Consider the following 16,146-nt stretch of genomic DNA (forward strand, 5'->3'; position numbering starts at 1 on the left):
GGAGTTCGTAACGAGAAAACCGGCCGCAGCCGGTTTCTCGTGATGCTTAAGAAAAGGCGGTTAGTCCTGGTCGGTTTCCAGCAACAGGGAATCGTCGACCTCGGAGATTTCCAGCGCCGTTTCGTCGTCCAGGTCGATGGCGAGATAGCTGTGCTCGACTTGCAGGAAACGCTGGAACAGTGCCCAGTCCAGGGCCTCGGGCCACTGCCGCTCGTCCTCTTCCCAGGCGCGCAGCTCGGTCTCTAGGATCTCGAGATAGCGCTCCCGCACGAAGGCCTCCAGGGCCTCCGGGGTGTCCATTTCGGGAATCAGATAGACCGTGCTTTCACGTTCGACGTCTTCCAGGGTGAGGTCGTCCTCCCCCATGGTGGGTTCCAGCGCATTGATCCAGTCCACGAAGTGCCGGGTCGGCCTGACGCTCAGGGCGGAGCGGTTGAGCAGTTTCATCGCGGTCTCCTCGACGTCGAAACGGTGATCATTATGGGCGCTAGCGCCGCCGCTTACCAATACTTCCGCCGGGTCGACACAGAGAAGTCCGGGGCTTTACCGGGGGGCAGGCCTTCGAGGAGGCGCTGTGAACCCATCCCTGGGCGCTACTTTTGCCATCCCTGGCAAAAGACCTCCTCTCCGGCCTCCCCCCGGCGCCCCTTGCTCAGCCACCGCTCCCAGCGGAAGGAGGCGAGCAAAGGCCAGGCTAGGCGCTCAGGTGTTCGCCTCATTCCCTAGCAACAACGCCTGGCCGAAGCGCAGCCCCTTCATTCCCCTTCAGGACGCATGGCCGGGAACAGCAATACATCCCGGATCGAGGCGCTGTCGGTGAACAGCATCACCAGGCGGTCGATGCCGATGCCCTCACCGGCAGTGGGCGGCATGCCGTACTCCAGCGCGCGCAAGTAGTCGGCGTCGTAGTACATCGCCTCGAGGTCGCCGGCCTCCTTCTCCGCGGCCTGGGCGCGGAAGCGCTCGGCCTGGTCCTCGGCGTCGTTGAGCTCCGAGAAGCCGTTGGCGATCTCGCGCCCGCCGACGAAGAACTCGAAGCGCTCGGTGACGAACGGGTTGCTGTCGTTGCGTCGCGCCAGCGGACTCACCTCGGTGGGGTAGTCGGTGATGAAGGTCGGGTCCTTGAGACGATGCTCGACGGTCTTCTCGAAGATCTCGATCTGGATCTTGCCCAGGCCCCAGCCGTCCTTGACGTCGATGTCCAGCCGCTCGGCGATCTGCCGCGCGGCGGCCTCGTCGGCCAGCGCCTCGGCGTGAATGTCCGGGTTGTACTCGAGAATCGAGTCGAACACGCTGATGCGCTTCAGTGGCTTGCCGAAGTCGTACTCGAAGGTCTCGAGCACTTCCCCCTCGGCATTGCGCACGGTGTTGACCACCGTGGTGGTGCCCAGCACCTTGAGCGCGATGGTGCGCAGCATCTCTTCGGTGAGATCCATCAGGTCATGATGGTTGGCATGGGCCTGGTAGAACTCGACCATGGTGAACTCGGGGTTGTGGCGGGTCGAGAGGCCTTCGTTGCGGAAGTTGCGGTTGATCTCGAACACCTTCTCGAAGCCGCCCACCACCAGGCGCTTGAGGTAGAGCTCGGGGGCGATGCGCAGGTACATGTCGATGTCCAGCGCATTGTGGTGGGTGATGAAGGGTCGCGCGGTGGCACCACCGGGAATCGGCTGCAGCATGGGGGTTTCCACCTCCATGAAGCCGCGCTCCTCGAAGAAGCGACGCATGGCGCTGATCACCCCGGCGCGGGTCTCGAACACCTTGCGCGAGTCGGGGTTCATGATCAGGTCGACGTAGCGCTGGCGGTAGCGCGCCTCCATGTCGGTCAGGCCGTGGAACTTGTCCGGCAGCGGGCGCAGGCTCTTGGTCAGCAGCTTGGCCTCTTCCATCATCACGTAGAGGTCGCCCTTGCCCGACTTGTGCACCGGGCCGCGGGCCGCGACGATGTCGCCGATGTCCCAGCCCTTGATGTCCTCGAGCACCTCTTCCGGCAGGCCCTGCTTGTCGACGTAGAGCTGAATCGTGGCGCTGGGGTCCTGGATCACCAGGAAGGGGCCGCGCTTGCGCATGATGCGCCCGGCCACCGCAGCCGGACGGCCGAGCGCCTCCAGCTCGGCCTTGTCCTTCTCGCCCAGCTCATCGATCAGCTCGGCCGCCAGGCTGTCGCGGCGGAAGTCGTTGGGGAAGGCGCTGCCACCGGTGGCGGCGGCGCGCTCGCGGCGTGCCGCCAGCTTGGCCCGACGCTCGGCGATCAGACGGTTCTCGTCGGTCTGGGGGCTTTCCGGGGAGGAGCTCTGGTTGGCCATGTTGCTACCTGTTGGATTCATCCGTTCGAAAGATACCGAGACAAGACGCCCCTCGACCAGAGAGGCGCGTTATTTCACGCCTCGAATCGAGGGGCTCTACCGTATCGGCAAACGCTAGTGCCGCTTACAAGCCTTGCTTCAAGCTGGCTTCGATGAAGGCGTCCAGATCGCCATCCAGCACCCGGTCGCAGTTGCTGGTCTGCACACCGGTCCGCAGGTCCTTGATGCGCTGGTCGTCGAGCACGTAGGAGCGGATCTGGCTGCCCCAGCCGATATCGGCCTTGGAGTCTTCCGCCTCCTGCTTGGCGGCATTGCGCTTCTCCATCTCGTGCTCCCACAGCCTCGCCTTGAGCTGCTTCATGGCGAAGTCGCGGTTGGCGTGCTGGCTGCGCTGGCTCTGACAGGCCACCACGATGCCGGTGGGCTCGTGGGTGATACGCACCGCGGAATCGGTGGTGTTGACGTGCTGACCGCCGGCGCCGCTGGAGCGGTAGGTGTCGACGCGCAGATCCGCCGGGTTGATGTCGACCTCGAAGCTGTCGTCGATCTCCGGCGACAGGAACACCGAGGCGAACGAGGTGTGGCGACGGCCACCGGAGTCGAACGGGCTCTTGCGCACCAGACGGTGCACGCCGGTCTCGGTACGCAGCCAGCCGAAGGCGTGGTCGCCCTGCACGTGAATCGTGGCCGACTTGATACCCGCCACCTCACCGGCGGAAAGCTCGGTGATCTCGGCCTTGAAGCCGTGGTGCTCGCACCAGCGCAGGTACATGCGCAGCAGCATGTTGGCCCAATCCTGGGCTTCGGTGCCACCGGAGCCGGCCTGGATGTCGAGGTAGGCGTTGTTGGCGTCCATCTCACCGGAGAACATGCGTCGGAACTCGAGTTTCTCTAGGCTCGCCTGCAGGCCGTCGAGCTCCTTGCGAACTTCGGCGACGGTGTCCTCGTCCTCCTCCATCTCGGCCAGCTCGAGCAGGTCGCGGCTGTCCGCCAGCCCCTGGTCCAGCTCGTCGATGGTCTCGACCACCAGCTCCAGCGCGGCGCGCTCCTTGCCCAGCTTCTGGGCGTACTCGGGGTCGTTCCAGACGTTCGGGTCTTCCAGCTCGCGGGAGACTTCCTCTAGCCGATCCTTGCGTTCGGCATAGTCAAAGATACCCCCTCAGGACGTCTGTCCGTTCGGCCAGGTCCTTGATGAGGTTGTGAATGGGGTTGGTTTCCAGCATGGGGCTCGCTCGCCTGATTCGCTAGGGAGTAACGACGCCGCCGAAGGATACGAACCCTGGGCGGACGGCGCGGAAAAGGCGCTTATTGTAGCGAACTCGGCGCAGGGGCGCATCCTTGCCGACCGGCAGGCCAATCCCAGACTAGCCCTCAAAATCTCAGCCCCTGCGCACAAGGCCCGGCAGCTCATCAGCTGCCGGGCCTTGAACGAATGCCTGACTCACATCAAGCGTTTGACTGACTCAGAAGCGATAGGTCAGCTGAGCGCCGAAGCCGTGGGCCTCGTTTTTGTAATCGGCAGCATAATCCAACTCCATTGGCCCTAACGTTCTTTGCCTGTCGATGGTGGTACCACGCTCGGTCAGATATGAGTAGGCGAAGTCCAGGGTAATATCTTCAGTCGGACTCCAGCCAGCACCGATCGAGAAAATGCGTCGATCATCAGATGGGATACGCACGCTGCGGAACTCATCGCTGGTTGGTGTATTGTCTATAGTGACGCCGGCACGAAGCGCCAGCTGCCGGTTGAGCTGATACTCACCACCAACGCCAAAGGCCCAGGCATTGGAGTAGTTCTGAGTCTCCTGGGTAATGGGGTCCGGGTTGAGACTACCATCGATGCGGATCTCTTCGAAACGGCTCCAGCGCGCCCAAGAGGCTCCGAGCATCAGCTTCAATCTATCTGACATTTGCTGGGTGACAGAAAAGTTGACCGTTTCTGGCGTGGTCAACTCAAGAGAAGCATTCTGGTTTGGAATCAATGCCTCAGCACCACCTGACGCTCGAGACGAGCCTTCCAAGGTATAGGAAACCTTTGAGCGGTAAGTCAGACCAAACGTCGTCTCAGGGACCGGCTGATACATCACCCCGATATTATAACCGTAAGCCTCATCGTCACCTTCAACCCGAACCTCTCCGTCTGGTCCACCGGGGCGACCTAAAAGAGTGCCAGGAATCCTGGTTGCCAATTCGCCGTCAACGCGATTGTAAGTAACACCCACGCCGACCGACCACTGGTCGTTGAACCGATAAGATACCGTAGGTTGAGCACTTATGACCCTCACCTCAGTATAGTTGCCAAAATTTCGCCCCTCGAACGTATCTTCATACTCGGTTTTGGAACCGAAAGGAGCATAAACACCGAAGCCAAAGGCCAACCGCTCATTGACTGGATGGGCATAAAAAGCAAAGGGGATCAGGGTTCCCGGGACCATATCGCCATCATTGGTGCCATCAATCGGGCCCAACGGCACCTGTACATCACCTGGAGCCACCGGGAGCCCTGCAGCTGCCCCATCAATCGAGGAGTCCGACCGTGCGTTGCGAATGCGGCTGTTAACGTTCAGGTAAGTACCACCGGCGGTGAGCTGGGCACGGTCGAGGAACGACATGCCCGCCGGGTTGCCGAAGACGATGGTGGCATCGTTGACGTTGGAGCTCCGTCCGGCATGGCCATAGCCCTGGCCGCTGACGCTTTGCTCGTTGATCTGGTAACCGCCGGCGTTGGCCTGGCTGGCGAAGGCGGCAGCGGCGATGGCCACGGCCCAAGTAATCCTGTTGAACTTGTTCTGCATGTCTCGACGTCCTCTTCCAGATACGAGCTGGCGCTGGTTATTGTTCCGTCCTCAGCGGAGCGGTGCCCTACCAAGCCAGTTTTCGCCAAACATCCGTTCGATTCAAGGCCAAACGTTCGTTTTAATGCCATATGGCGTAATACTTTAGTTGAGTTTTAGCGTAAACCATTGAACTTTTCCTTTGTGCGTTGCAGCAAGCCCACCTCTCGAGGCGCTGCGTGCACGCTTGACCTTTGTGTAACCCAAAGGTTTTACACTGCTGACATGATCCCTATCTCCCAGGAGATCCATCATGAAAGTCAGCGAGCTGGCCCGGCGGGCCGAGGTCACCGCCGAGACGGTGCGTCACTACACACGGGAAGGCCTGCTGCATCCCCAGCGCGACCCCGACAACGGCTATCAGCTGTTCGACCAGGCCGATCTCGAACGGCTGCGCTTCATCCAGCGTGCCCGCACACTGGGCTTCAGCGTAGCCGAGATCGGCGACATCCTGGCCCATGCCGATCAGGGCGACTCGCCCTGCCCCATGGTGCGCGACCTGCTGGCCAGCCGGCTGCCGCAGATCCGTGCCCGCATCCGCGAGCTGGAAGCGCTGGCAGCACGCATGGAACAGGCGCTCGACGCCTGGGCCGAGATGCCCGACGGTACCCCCGACGGCCATAGCCTGTGCCGCCTGATCGAAAGCTTTCCCGAGGCGGCGCCTTCCCACTGTTCCCGAGTCGGCGAGGAACGATCAACATGAGCCAGCTCCATCTCGAGCGCAGCGTACCGGGCATGAACTGCCAGAACTGCGTGAAGCGCATGCGCGAGGCGATCCAGGCTCTCGACCCCGAGGCCGAGGTCACCGGCTTTCCCGCCGAGAAACGTCTGGTGGTGCATTCCTCCCTGGATGTCGAACGCCTCGACGGCGCGCTGGCCCAGGCCGGCTATCCGCCTCAGGCCGGGGCTGCCACACCGCCGGCCGATAGTGCCGACGCCCCCCGCCGCGAAGGCGGCACGACCTACCGTCTGGCGATCTCGGGCATGACCTGCGCCAGCTGCGTGAAGAGCGTGCAGCAGGCGCTGGAGCGCACCCCGGGCGTGGCCACGGCATCGGTGAACTTCGGCACCCGCGTGGCCCAGGTGCACGGTCGTATCGATGCCGAGGCACTGGTGAAGGCCGTGCAGGCCGCGGGCTACGACGCCGAACCCATCGTCGACCTGCGCCAGGCCGAGGAAGCCCGCACCGCCAAGGATGCCGAGACCTATCGGCGCCGCCTGCGTGGAAGCTTCTGGTCGCTGGCACTGGCGGTACCGCTGATGGCCAGCATGTTCGTCTACCATCCTCACCCGATGGGCATGGGGCGGCTCTACTGGCTGGTGATCGGCCTGCTGACGCTGGCGATACTGGTGGGCCCCGGCCGCCACTTCTTCGTCAACGCCTGGAAGAATTTCAAGCACCATCAGGCCAACATGGACACCCTGATCGCCATGGGCACGGGCACCGCCTGGCTCTACTCCATGGCGGTGGTGGCCTTCGCCCCCTGGCTGCCGGCGGTGGCCCACGGCATCTACTTCGAGGCCTCGGCGATGATCATCGGCCTGGTGCTGCTGGGCAACGCCCTGGAGCTGCGCGCCCGCGGGCGTACCAGCGAGGCGCTTAAGCGCCTGCTCGACCTGCAGAGCCGCACGGCGCGGGTGATCCGCAATGGGGACGAGCGCGAGCTGCCCATCGAAGCGGTACGCGAAGGCGACCATATCCGCGTGCGCCCCGGCGAACGCTTGCCGGTGGATGGCGTGGTGAGCAGTGGTAGCAGTCATATCGACGAGTCGATGCTCACCGGCGAGCCACTACCGGTGGCCAAGGGCGAAGGCGACGAGGTCAACGCCGGCACGGTGAACGGTCGCGGCGGCCTGGTCTATCGCGCCACCCGCGTGGGGAGCGACACGCGCCTGGGTCAGATCACCGAACAGGTGGCCCTGGCCCAGAACTCGCGTCCGCCCATCGGCGAGCTGGCCGACAAGGTATCGAGCATTTTCGTGCCTGCGGTGATGATCATCGCCGTAATCACGGCACTGGCCTGGTTCAACTTCGGTGCCGAGCCGCGGCTGATCCACATGCTGGTCACCGCCACCACGGTGTTGATCATCGCCTGCCCCTGCGCCCTGGGGCTGGCCACGCCCATCTCGACCATGATCGGCGTGGGCAAGGCCGCCGAGCATGGCGTACTGGTGAGAAACGGCCAAGCGCTGCAGACGGCCAGCCGCCTCACCACCCTGGTGGTGGACAAGACCGGCACCCTGACCGAGGGCAAGCCGCGAGTCACCGAAGTGCACTTCCTCGAAAACGACGAGTCGACCCTGCTGGGACTGGTGGCGGCGCTGGAGCGCGGCTCGGAGCATCCTCTGGCAGCCGCCCTGTTGCAGCACACCGAACAGGCCGGCGCCGTGGCCGCCGACATCAGCGGCTTCGACAGCGTCACCGGGGGCGGCGTCAAGGCCACCGGGCCTGGCGGAGAAGCGCTGCTGCTGGGCAATACCCGGCTGCTGAGGGAGGCCGGCATCGCGCTCAGTGCCGCAGACGAACTGGCTCGCGATCTCGAGCAGAAGGCGCGTACTGTGGTCTATCTCGCCGTGGCGGGCAGGCTGACCGCGCTGTTCGGCATCAGCGACCCACTGCGGGCCGACACCGTGGAGGCGGTCAAGCGACTGCAGGCCGACGGCCTCAAGGTGGTGATGCTCACCGGCGACAACAAGCACACTGCGGCGGCCATCGCCCGCGAGGTGGGCATCGACGACTTCCGCGCCGGGCTCTTGCCTGAGGACAAGCACGCCGAGATCGAGCGTCTGCAGCAGGCCGGCGAGGTGGTCGGCATGGTCGGCGACGGCATCAACGACGCCCCGGCGCTGGCCCGGGCCAATGTCGGCTTCGCCATCGGCCAGGGCACCGACGTGGCTATCGAGAGCGCCGGCATCACGTTGATGCGCAGCTCCTTGCATGGCATCGCCGATGCCATCGAGATCAGCCGCATGACCCTGCGCAACATCAAGCAGAACTTGGTGGGCGCCTTCGGCTACAACGTGGTGTGCATTCCCATCGCTGCCGGGGTGCTCTACCCCTTCACCGGCATGCTGCTCTCACCCATGATCGCCGGGGCGGCCATGTCGCTCTCCTCGATCACGGTAGTCAGCAATGCCAACCGGCTGCGGCTGCTCAAGACCCGTGGCGATATCCGCTCCGGGCGTCAGGCAGCACCGGCACGAACAGAGGAGATGCTGCCATGAGCTGGATCGTCAACCTCGCCGGCCTGGCGCTGATCGCTCTTATCGTGTGGTGGTTCTGGTGGCGCCGCTAAGCCGGACGGTCGACAGCACCTGCTAAGCTGAAAGCATATGCCAGAGGGAGTGATGGCCATGCCCAAGCTCAACGGCGTACTGGAGACCGCACTCTACGTCGACGACATGGACCGGGCGCGGGTCTTCTTCGAAGGCGTGATGGGCCTCGTGCCCTTCAATGCCGATCATCGATTCACCGCTTACGATGCCGGTGCCGGCTCAGTGCTGCTGCTGTTCCTGCAGGGCGAGACGCTGCAAACCGTGGTGCTGCCCAACGAGATGGGCACCATCCCGCCCCATGACGGCAAGGGGCGGGTGCATGTCGCCTTCGCCATCGCCACCGAGGAGCTGGCCGCCTGGGAGCGCCAGTTGGATGACCATGGCGTGGCCATCGAAGGGCGCACCCACTGGCCCCGCGGCGGTGAGAGCCTCTACTTCCGCGACCCCGATGGGCACCTCATCGAGTTGGCCACGCCGGGCGTCTGGCCGAATTACTGACAAGAGCGATACCCACCGAAAAGTCGGCGAGCGAAGCCGCTTTTTAGCTCACGCCCATATAGCGGCCGGGCTTGTGATTTAGGGCAATGATCAGGTTCAGCGCCACCGCACCGAGCACCGAGAGCGCCACTCTGTCGGCCGGCAGCACCAGGAAGGCGGCGAGCATGATCAGCCCGTCGATGCCGAGCTGCACGTAGCCGGCGCGCAGGCCGTAGCGGGCCTGGAGATAGAGCGCCAGGATGTTGATGCCACCGAGGCTGGTGCGGTGGCGGAACAGCACCAGCATGCCGATGCCGATCAGGCTGCCTCCCATCAGCGAGGCGTAGAGTGGATCGAGGCTGTCGAAAACGACCCACTTGCCGGTGAGCTCGGAGAACAGCGACACCAGGGCGATGGCGACGAAGGTGCGCAGGGTGAACGACCAGCCCATGCGCTTCACCGCCAGGTAGTAGAACGGTAGGTTGATGAGGAAGAACCACACCCCGAAGCGCCAGCCGGTGGCGTACTGCATCAAGAAGGCCATGCCGGCGGTACTGCCGGTGAGCAGCAGCGCCTGGGTATAGAAGCTGACGCCGAGGGCGACGAACAGCGTGCCCACCAGCATCGCCATCACGTCCTCGTAGGGGCGATGGGGATCGGTGGGAAGATCTTGTGGATCCATTCACGATTCCTTGGGATGGTGGAGCGGCTCGGCATACTCGATCATCAGCTGCAGCGACTCCTGGCCCCGCCAGCGATTGCGATTGAGCCGATAGGCGCAGCGCAACCAATCGCCCAGGCCGAAGGCGGGCAATTCTCCCGGCGTGAGAGCGCGAAACCAGATCGCCTTGAGACTCGTCGCACCCGATGAGAGATGCATCGAGAGGTGATTGCCCTCGGCGCCCACGGCACGTATCGACTCGATCAGGAACTCCCCATCGAACAGCGGCGCGTCGAACTCGCGCCCGTAGGGGCCCAGCGCCTCGAGCTCGAGCAGGGTGGTCAGTCGTAGCTGGTCGGGGGCAAGTGCCCCGTCGGTGAAGACATGAGGGAACAGCTCGGCCTCTCCCAACTGCTCGCTCACCGCTTGCAGCAGGACTGACCGGAACGTTTCCAGCCGCTCCACCGGCACGCCGACACCTGCTGCGCCGCGATGCCCACCGAAGCGCGGCAGCGCCTCGGGCGCCAGCTCATGGGCGCGCTGCAGCGCATTGCGCAGGTGCAGCGCCTCGATGGAACGTCCCGAGCCAGTGAGCATGCCGGGCGCCGCCGCTGGCGTCAGCACCAACGCAGGCCGGCCGAAGGCCTGCACCAGGCGCGAGGCGACGATGCCCTGCACCCCCGGATGACCGCTTTCCAGATAGACGATCAGCGCCGGCCGGTCGGCCTCGAGCTGAGGCAGGGCCAGAGCCCGGGCCTCTTCCACCATTTCCGCCTCGATCGCCTTGCGTGACTGATTGTCGTCGTCCAGCGTCTGCAAATGGCGTATCGCTGTGGTGTCATCCCCTGCCAGCATGAAGTGCAGCGCCGCGTAGGGGTCGTCGAGGCGTGAGCGGGCGTTGATGCGCGGCCCCATCTGGAAGGCCAGGGTCTCGGCGGAGAACGGCACGCTGTCATCGCCCAGGCGGGTGGCCATGGCACGCCAGCAGGCGGCCTCCATGCGGTTGATCAACGTCAGCCCATGGCTGACCACGGCGCGATTGGCCGGGCTCGCGCCCAGCGACACGCAGTCGGCCACGGTGCCCAAGGCGACGTAGGAGAGCCAGGCGGAGAGCTTGGGCGTGGCCTCGGGAATCACGCCCCACTCCACCAGCACGCTGCGCGTCAGCGACATGACCAGCCAGGCCACCATGCAGCCGGCAATGGTGCGGTCGGGGTACTGGCAGTCGTCGCGTGTCGGGTTCACCACGGCATGAGCCGAGGGCGGCGGCCCTTCCACCGGCAGGGCGTGATGGTCGCTCACCACCACGTCGATACCCTCCGCCTTGAGCCGAGCGATGCGCGGCTCGTCGGAGCTGCCGCAGTCGGCGGTAATCACCAGCGTCGGCCGCGGCGAGAGCCCGAGCGTACGCTCCACCAGCGGCAGGCTGATGCCGTAGCCGTCGTGGATACGATGGCCGATCAGACTGTGCAGGCGCGACTCCGGTACGCCGAAGAGCTCCACCAGGGTACGTCGGATGACCACGTGGGAGGTGATGCCGTCGACGTCGTAGTCGGTGAGGATGCCGATGTGCTCGCCTTCGGCCACGGCGGTAGCGATGCGCTCGGCGGCGCGACGACCGTCGGCCAGGCGCTCCGGATGTTCGAGATAGCGCAGGCTGGGCTGAGTCAGCGGTGCCAACTCACCCTCGTAGTCAGTCAGGCGACCGGCCAGCACCCGGGCCTGCAGCTCGGTCAGCCCCTCGCTGAGCGCGCGGGCGTAGAGAGCCTCGTTGCGTGGGCGCAGCAACAGCCGCGGCTTGAGTCGGGCGTGCAGATTGGGCGGCGCGGTCGCGTCCAAGCGTGGCTCCTGTTGCATGACGGGTTTTGCGGCCGGCTAATGGGCATCGAGTGGCGCCGGGCCTATCTTCGCCGACACTGACCACCGCTCGGGCTGCCTCGATGCGAGGAGAGCAGGGCACCGTTCACCGCTCGGGCTGCCTCGAAGCGAGGAGCGCAGGTGACAGGTCGTAGAGGAGGTTATTTGCCATGGATGGCAAATATAGCGCCCAGGGATGGGTTCACAGCGCCTCCTCGAAGACCTGTCGCCGGCATAGCTCCGAGCCAGCCAGCGACGGTCAACGAAGGTGCTTACCTCCGGTTCTCGGCCACGAACGCCTGCACCTTCGCCAGCTCCGCCGGCAGCACGGTGTAACGTTCCTCGCGCTCCAGCAGATCGTCCATGTGCGGCGGCAGCGGCACACCGGGGAAGCCCGCCTTGACCACCGCCTCGGCAAACTTGGCCGGGTGGGCCGTGGCCAGGGTGATCATCGGCGTCTCGGCGTCGGCCCGAGCCCGCTCGGCGGCACGGTAACCGGTAGCGGTGTGCGGGTCGAGCACCTCCTTGGTACGGTGGTGCGCCTCGCGGATCACCTCGAGTATGGTGGCATCGTCGACGCTATGGCTGGCGAACAACGCCCGCAGCCGCTCCAGTGGCGCATCCGCCAGCGCCGTGGGCTCGGACTGGAAGCGCTCGAGCAGCGCAGCCACGGCGGCACCGTCGCGTTCGTAGGCCTCGAACAGCAAGCGCTCGAAGTTGGACGACACCACGATATCCATGGAGGGCGCCAGGGTCGCCTTGAGCTCCTGCTTGGAGAAGTCGTTGGCGGCGATGGTGCGGTGCAGGATGTCGTTGGCGTTGGTGGCGATGATGAACTGCTTGACCGGCAGCCCCATGCGGTAGGCCATGTAGCCGGCGAAGACGTTGCCGAAGTTGGCCGAGGGCACGCAGAAGCTGACCTGACGGTGCGGCGCACCCAGCGCCACGCCAGCGGCCACGTAGTAGACGATCTGGGCCATGATGCGCGCCCAGTTGATCGAGTTCACCGCGACCAGGCGGGTGCCATCGAGGAAGCCCTGGTCGGCGAAGCTGGCCTTGACCATCGCCTGGGCGTCGTCGAAGTTGCCCTCGATGGCGATGTTGAAGACGTTGTCGGCCAGCACCGAGGTCATCTGGCGACGCTGCACCTCGGAGACCCGGTTGTGCGGGTGCAGGATGAAGATGTCGAGGTTGTCGCAGTGGCGACAGCCTTCGATGGCCGCCGAGCCGGTATCGCCGGAAGTGGCGCCCATGATCACCGCGCGCTCGCCGCGCTTGACCAGGAAGTGATCGAGGATACGCCCCAGCAGCTGCAGGGCGACGTCCTTGAAGGCCAGTGTGGGGCCGTGGAACAGCTCCAGCAGGAAGTGGTTGGCGTCGAGCTGGTTGAGCGGCACCACGGCGTCGTGACTGAAGGTGGCGTAGGCGTCACGCACGATGCCGCGGAAGGTCTCGTCGTCGATCTCGCCGTTGACGAACGGCCGCATCACGCGAAAGGCGATCTCGGCATAGGAGAGCCCAGCCATGCCGGCAAGCTCTTCACGGGAGAGCTGCGGAATGGTTTCCGGCACGTAGAGACCGCCATCGCTGGCCATGCCGGTCAGCACGACCTCTTCGAAAGAGAGCGCAGGCGCCTGCCCGCGGGTACTGATGTAGCGCATGCCCTTACTCCTGCTCGTCCAGCGATTCGACGCGGATCCGCGTGACCGGTCCGGCGATGTCGGCCATCGACTCGATCTGACGGATCGCCTCGTTCATGTGCTTCTCGCGGCAGCTGTGAGTCAGCAGGATGATCGGCACCAGTTCGCCCTCGGTGGCCTCCTTCTGCACCAGCGCCTCGATGGAGATGCCCTGCTCGGAGAGGATGGTAGCCACCCGCGCCAGCACGCCCGGGCGGTCCACCGCCAGCAGGCGCAGATAGTAGGCAGTGACGATGTCCTCGATGGACAGGATCGGCAGACCGCCATCGTCCTCGCCGATACCGCTGAAGGCCAGGTAGGGCACGCGGTAGTGGTGATCGGTGGTGATGTCGCGGGCCACGTCGAGCAGGTCGGCCACCACCGCCGAGGCGGTGGGTTCGGAGCCTGCGCCGGCGCCGTAGTAGAGGGTCGGCCCCACGGCGTCGCCCATGATGGCGATGGCGTTCTTGACCCCGTGCACATTGGCCAGCAGCCGCTCCTTGGGGATCAGGGTCGGATGCACGCGCAGTTCGAGTCCATGCTCGGTGCGCTTGGAGATACCCAGGTGCTTGATGGTATAGCCCAGGTTGTCGGCCTGCTCGACGTCGTCGGCGGTGACCCGGGAAATGCCCTCGGTGTAGACCTTCTCGAACTGCAGCGGTACGCCATAGGCGATGGAGGCCAGGATGGTCAGCTTATGGGCGGCATCGATGCCTTCGACGTCGAAGGTGGGGTCGGCCTCGGCATAACCCAGCGCCTGGGCCTCGGCCAGCACGTCCTCGAAGGCGCGCCCTTCGCTGCGCATATGGGTCAGGATGTAGTTGCCGGTACCGTTGATGATGCCCGCCACCCATTCGATACGGTTGGCGCCCAGGCCCTCACGCAGCGACTTGATCACCGGAATGCCACCGGCCACCGCGGCCTCGAAGGCGACGATCACGCCCTGCTCGTGGGCGGCCTGGAAGATCTCGTTGCCGTGTACCGCGATCAGCGCCTTGTTGGCGGTGACCACGTGCTTGCCGTTGGCGATGGCGGTGAGCACCAGCTCGCGGGGAACGTCGTAGCCACCCAGCACCTCGACCAGCACGTCGATATCCGGGTTACGGGCCACCTCGAAGACGTCGTTGGTGGTCTTGATCCCGGTGAGGTCGCACTCAGGGTTGGTGCTGCGCAGCGCCACCTGCTCGATGATGATCGGGCGGCCGGCACGCCGCGCAATCTCGTCGGCGTTGCGCGTCAGCACGTTGAAGGTGCCGCCACCGACGGTACCCAAACCACAGATTCCCACTCTCACCGGTTTCAATGTCCTGCTCCCATGATGGTGTCAGCGTTTAACTTACCTTCGGCAGCTCTTGGTCTGCCCTCATTCCGCCAGGCCGAGCATGTCGGCCAGGCGCTCGGCGGGCACGTAGCCCGGCACCAGCCGCCCATCGGGCAGCACGATGGCCGGTGTTCCCTGCACGCCCACGGTCATGCCCAGATGATACTGTGCCTCGACCGGATTGTCGCAGTCGGTGCCGCCCGACAGCGTTTCCTGTCGCTTGCTCGCGTTCATCGCCTCGGTCGGGTTGCCGTCGCACCAGATCTGCTCGAGAATCCGCGCGCCCTGGGAGTTCATGCCGGCACGTGGAAAGGCCAGATAGTGCACCTCGATGCCCATCTCGTTGAGTGTCGGCACCTCTTCGTGGAACTGGCGGCAGTAGGGGCAGGTGGTATCGGTGAAGACGAAGATCTCGGCCTGCTTTTCCGCCGTGCCGCGGAACACGACACGCTCGCTCTCCGGCACGTTGGCAAGCTGCTCGGTCCGCTCGACGTTGCGTGACTGCTCGGTGAGATTGGTCAGCCCACCCTGGCCGTTCTCGTAGAGATCGCCGACCAGGAAGTATTTGCCTTCGGCGTCGCTGTAGAAGGCCTCGCCGGTCTCCAGGCGTACCAGATAGAAGCCCGGCACCGGGGTCTCGTGCACGCTGGCAACCGGCATGGGCTGGCCGTTGACTTCCAGCCGTTCGGCCAGTCGCTCGGCAGCACCGGCCCAGGCAGCGGCAGGCAGCAGCAGCGACGCCAGAGGAACGGCCAGGGCGAACAGGGAGCCGGCTAGACGATGGGTTAACGCGATCATGATTCAGCCTCGAGGATGATGGTCGGCGTGCAGGGCTTCGAGTCGCGCCTGCGCAACGTGGGTGTAGATCTGCGTGGTCGACAGATCGCTGTGACCGAGCAGCAGCTGTACGACACGCAGATTGGCTCCATGATTCAATAGATGCGTGGCGAACGCGTGCCGCAGCGTATGCGGCGACAGCGGTCGCGTGATTCCCGCCGTGCGCGCATGGGCCTTGATCCGGTGCCAGAAGGTCTGGCGTGTCATGCAGTTGTCGCCACGTCCGGGAAAAAGCGCGGGGCGTGTCGCGTCGTTCATCAGCGCCCCACGGGCACTGCGCATGTAGCGTGTCAGCCAGTGTACGGCCTCCTCCCCCAGCGGGACCAGCCGATCCTTGTCGCCCTTGCCGCGCACCCGCACCACGCCCTGACGCAGGTTGACGGCATCCACGCTGAGCCCCACCAGCTCCGACACTCGAAGGCCGCAGCCATACAGCACCTCGAGCATGGCGCGGTCGCGCAGACCAAGATCGGTACCGAGATCCGGCGCCGCCAGCAAGCGCTCCACCTCGTCCTCGTCGAGGGTGTCCGGCAGATTGGGCCGTACCCGCGGCAGGCGCACTTCGGCCAGCGGGTCGCGCTCGATGCGACCCTCGGCCAGCGCCCAGCGATAGAAGCCGCGCAGACTGGAGAGCAACCGGGCATTGCTGCGCAGCTGGTAGCCGGCGCTGCGCCGCTCGTCGAGCCAGGCGGGCAACAGCGTCTGGTCCGGTGCCAGCAGGTCGCCGCCCGCCTCGTCCAAGCATCCCGCCCAGGCCTCGAGATCGCGTCGATAGGCCGAGAGCGTGTGCTCGCTCGCCCCGCGCTCGAGCCACAGAGCGTCGATGAAGGTCTCGATCAGGGTCAGGGATCGGGCGTCATGGGGCATGCCCTATTCTCCATACACAGATCTGGAAACC

13 protein-coding genes are annotated in these 16,146 nt (G+C 65.0%); 3 read left to right on the forward strand and 10 right to left on the reverse strand.

Features of this window, described 5'->3' with window-relative positions:
* Window positions 1-60: 60 nt before the first annotated feature.
* The 4 genes from B8115_RS22875 to B8115_RS22890 form a co-directional block, all read right to left on the reverse strand.
* Window positions 61-447, reverse strand: a complete 387-nt coding sequence (locus B8115_RS22875) for a hypothetical protein (protein ID WP_010630199.1) — start codon at window positions 445-447, stop codon at window positions 61-63.
* Window positions 448-755: 308 nt separating this feature from the next.
* Entirely contained in the window at window positions 756-2,306 is a 1,551-nt protein-coding gene (gene lysS, locus B8115_RS22880) for a lysine--tRNA ligase (protein ID WP_010630200.1), read from the reverse strand.
* 124 nt (window positions 2,307-2,430) lie between these two features.
* A protein-coding gene (prfB, locus tag B8115_RS22885) for a peptide chain release factor 2 (protein ID WP_141638690.1) occupies window positions 2,431-3,529 on the reverse strand; the annotation gives its coding sequence in 2 pieces (ribosomal slippage) (window positions 2,431-3,453 and window positions 3,455-3,529; 1,098 coding nt in all).
* 240 nt (window positions 3,530-3,769) lie between these two features.
* Window positions 3,770-5,101: an OmpP1/FadL family transporter gene (locus tag B8115_RS22890; protein ID WP_010630202.1), complete on the reverse strand. Its 1,332-nt coding sequence runs from the start codon at window positions 5,099-5,101 to the stop codon at window positions 3,770-3,772.
* A gap of 292 nt (window positions 5,102-5,393) precedes the next feature.
* Between B8115_RS22890 and B8115_RS22895 the strand changes: the two genes are divergently transcribed.
* The 3 genes from B8115_RS22895 (at window position 5,394) to B8115_RS22905 (ending at window position 8,914) form a co-directional block, all read left to right on the forward strand.
* Window positions 5,394-5,843 carry a MerR family transcriptional regulator gene (locus B8115_RS22895; RefSeq protein ID WP_010630203.1) on the forward strand — a complete coding sequence of 150 codons (450 nt, stop codon included), beginning with the start codon at window positions 5,394-5,396 and terminating at the stop codon, window positions 5,841-5,843.
* On the forward strand, window positions 5,840-8,365 hold the full coding sequence (locus B8115_RS22900; protein ID WP_010630204.1) for a heavy metal translocating P-type ATPase: 2,526 nt from the start codon (window positions 5,840-5,842) through the stop codon (window positions 8,363-8,365). The genes B8115_RS22895 and B8115_RS22900 overlap by 4 nt, the downstream gene beginning before the upstream one ends.
* 129 nt (window positions 8,366-8,494) lie before the next feature.
* Window positions 8,495-8,914, forward strand: coding sequence for a VOC family protein (locus B8115_RS22905; RefSeq protein WP_010630205.1), 420 nt, complete (start codon window positions 8,495-8,497; stop codon window positions 8,912-8,914).
* Window positions 8,915-8,957: 43 nt separating this feature from the next.
* On the opposite strand, the gene B8115_RS22910 is transcribed toward B8115_RS22905, so the two are convergent.
* The 6 genes from B8115_RS22910 to xerD all read right to left on the reverse strand — a co-directional run bounded on the left by B8115_RS22910 (window position 8,958) and on the right by xerD (window position 16,115).
* Window positions 8,958-9,575: a YitT family protein gene (locus B8115_RS22910; RefSeq protein ID WP_010630206.1), complete on the reverse strand. Its 618-nt coding sequence runs from the start codon at window positions 9,573-9,575 to the stop codon at window positions 8,958-8,960.
* The gene (locus B8115_RS22915) at window positions 9,576-11,393 is read right to left on the reverse strand and encodes a DHH family phosphoesterase (protein ID WP_010630207.1); all 1,818 of its coding nucleotides are present in this window, start codon (window positions 11,391-11,393) and stop codon (window positions 9,576-9,578) included. It lies immediately after the preceding gene.
* Between the two features lie 290 nt (window positions 11,394-11,683).
* Window positions 11,684-13,072, reverse strand: a complete 1,389-nt coding sequence (thrC, locus tag B8115_RS22920; RefSeq protein ID WP_010630208.1) for a threonine synthase — start codon at window positions 13,070-13,072, stop codon at window positions 11,684-11,686.
* Between the two features lie 4 nt (window positions 13,073-13,076).
* Entirely contained in the window at window positions 13,077-14,393 is a 1,317-nt protein-coding gene (locus B8115_RS22925; protein ID WP_010630209.1) for a homoserine dehydrogenase, read from the reverse strand.
* Window positions 14,394-14,453: 60 nt separating this feature from the next.
* On the reverse strand, window positions 14,454-15,209 hold the full coding sequence (locus tag B8115_RS22930) for a DsbC family protein (RefSeq protein WP_010630210.1): 756 nt from the start codon (window positions 15,207-15,209) through the stop codon (window positions 14,454-14,456).
* Between the two features lie 3 nt (window positions 15,210-15,212).
* Entirely contained in the window at window positions 15,213-16,115 is a 903-nt protein-coding gene (gene xerD, locus B8115_RS22935) for a site-specific tyrosine recombinase XerD (protein WP_010630211.1), read from the reverse strand.
* Between the last annotated feature and the right edge of the window lie 31 nt (window positions 16,116-16,146).

The organism is Halomonas sp. KM-1 (assembly GCF_000246875.1).
In the GTDB taxonomy this organism is placed as follows: domain Bacteria; phylum Pseudomonadota; class Gammaproteobacteria; order Pseudomonadales; family Halomonadaceae; genus Halomonas; species Halomonas aerodenitrificans.

Excerpts from the sequence above, each read along its gene's own strand:
- B8115_RS22875 (WP_010630199.1), bottom strand. The coding sequence starts at position 447 with ATGAAACTGCTCAACCGCTCCGCCCTGAGCGTCAGGCCGACCCGGCAC.
- lysS (WP_010630200.1), bottom strand. The coding sequence starts at position 2,306 with ATGGCCAACCAGAGCTCCTCCCCGGAAAGCCCCCAGACCGACGAGAAC.
- B8115_RS22890 (WP_010630202.1), bottom strand. The coding sequence starts at position 5,101 with ATGCAGAACAAGTTCAACAGGATTACTTGGGCCGTGGCCATCGCCGCT.
- B8115_RS22895 (WP_010630203.1), top strand. The coding sequence starts at position 5,394 with ATGAAAGTCAGCGAGCTGGCCCGGCGGGCCGAGGTCACCGCCGAGACG.
- B8115_RS22900 (WP_010630204.1), top strand. The coding sequence starts at position 5,840 with ATGAGCCAGCTCCATCTCGAGCGCAGCGTACCGGGCATGAACTGCCAG.
- B8115_RS22905 (WP_010630205.1), top strand. The coding sequence starts at position 8,495 with ATGCCCAAGCTCAACGGCGTACTGGAGACCGCACTCTACGTCGACGAC.
- B8115_RS22910 (WP_010630206.1), bottom strand. The coding sequence starts at position 9,575 with ATGGATCCACAAGATCTTCCCACCGATCCCCATCGCCCCTACGAGGAC.
- thrC (WP_010630208.1), bottom strand. The coding sequence starts at position 13,072 with ATGCGCTACATCAGTACCCGCGGGCAGGCGCCTGCGCTCTCTTTCGAA.
- B8115_RS22930 (WP_010630210.1), bottom strand. The coding sequence starts at position 15,209 with ATGATCGCGTTAACCCATCGTCTAGCCGGCTCCCTGTTCGCCCTGGCC.
- xerD (WP_010630211.1), bottom strand. The coding sequence starts at position 16,115 with ATGCCCCATGACGCCCGATCCCTGACCCTGATCGAGACCTTCATCGAC.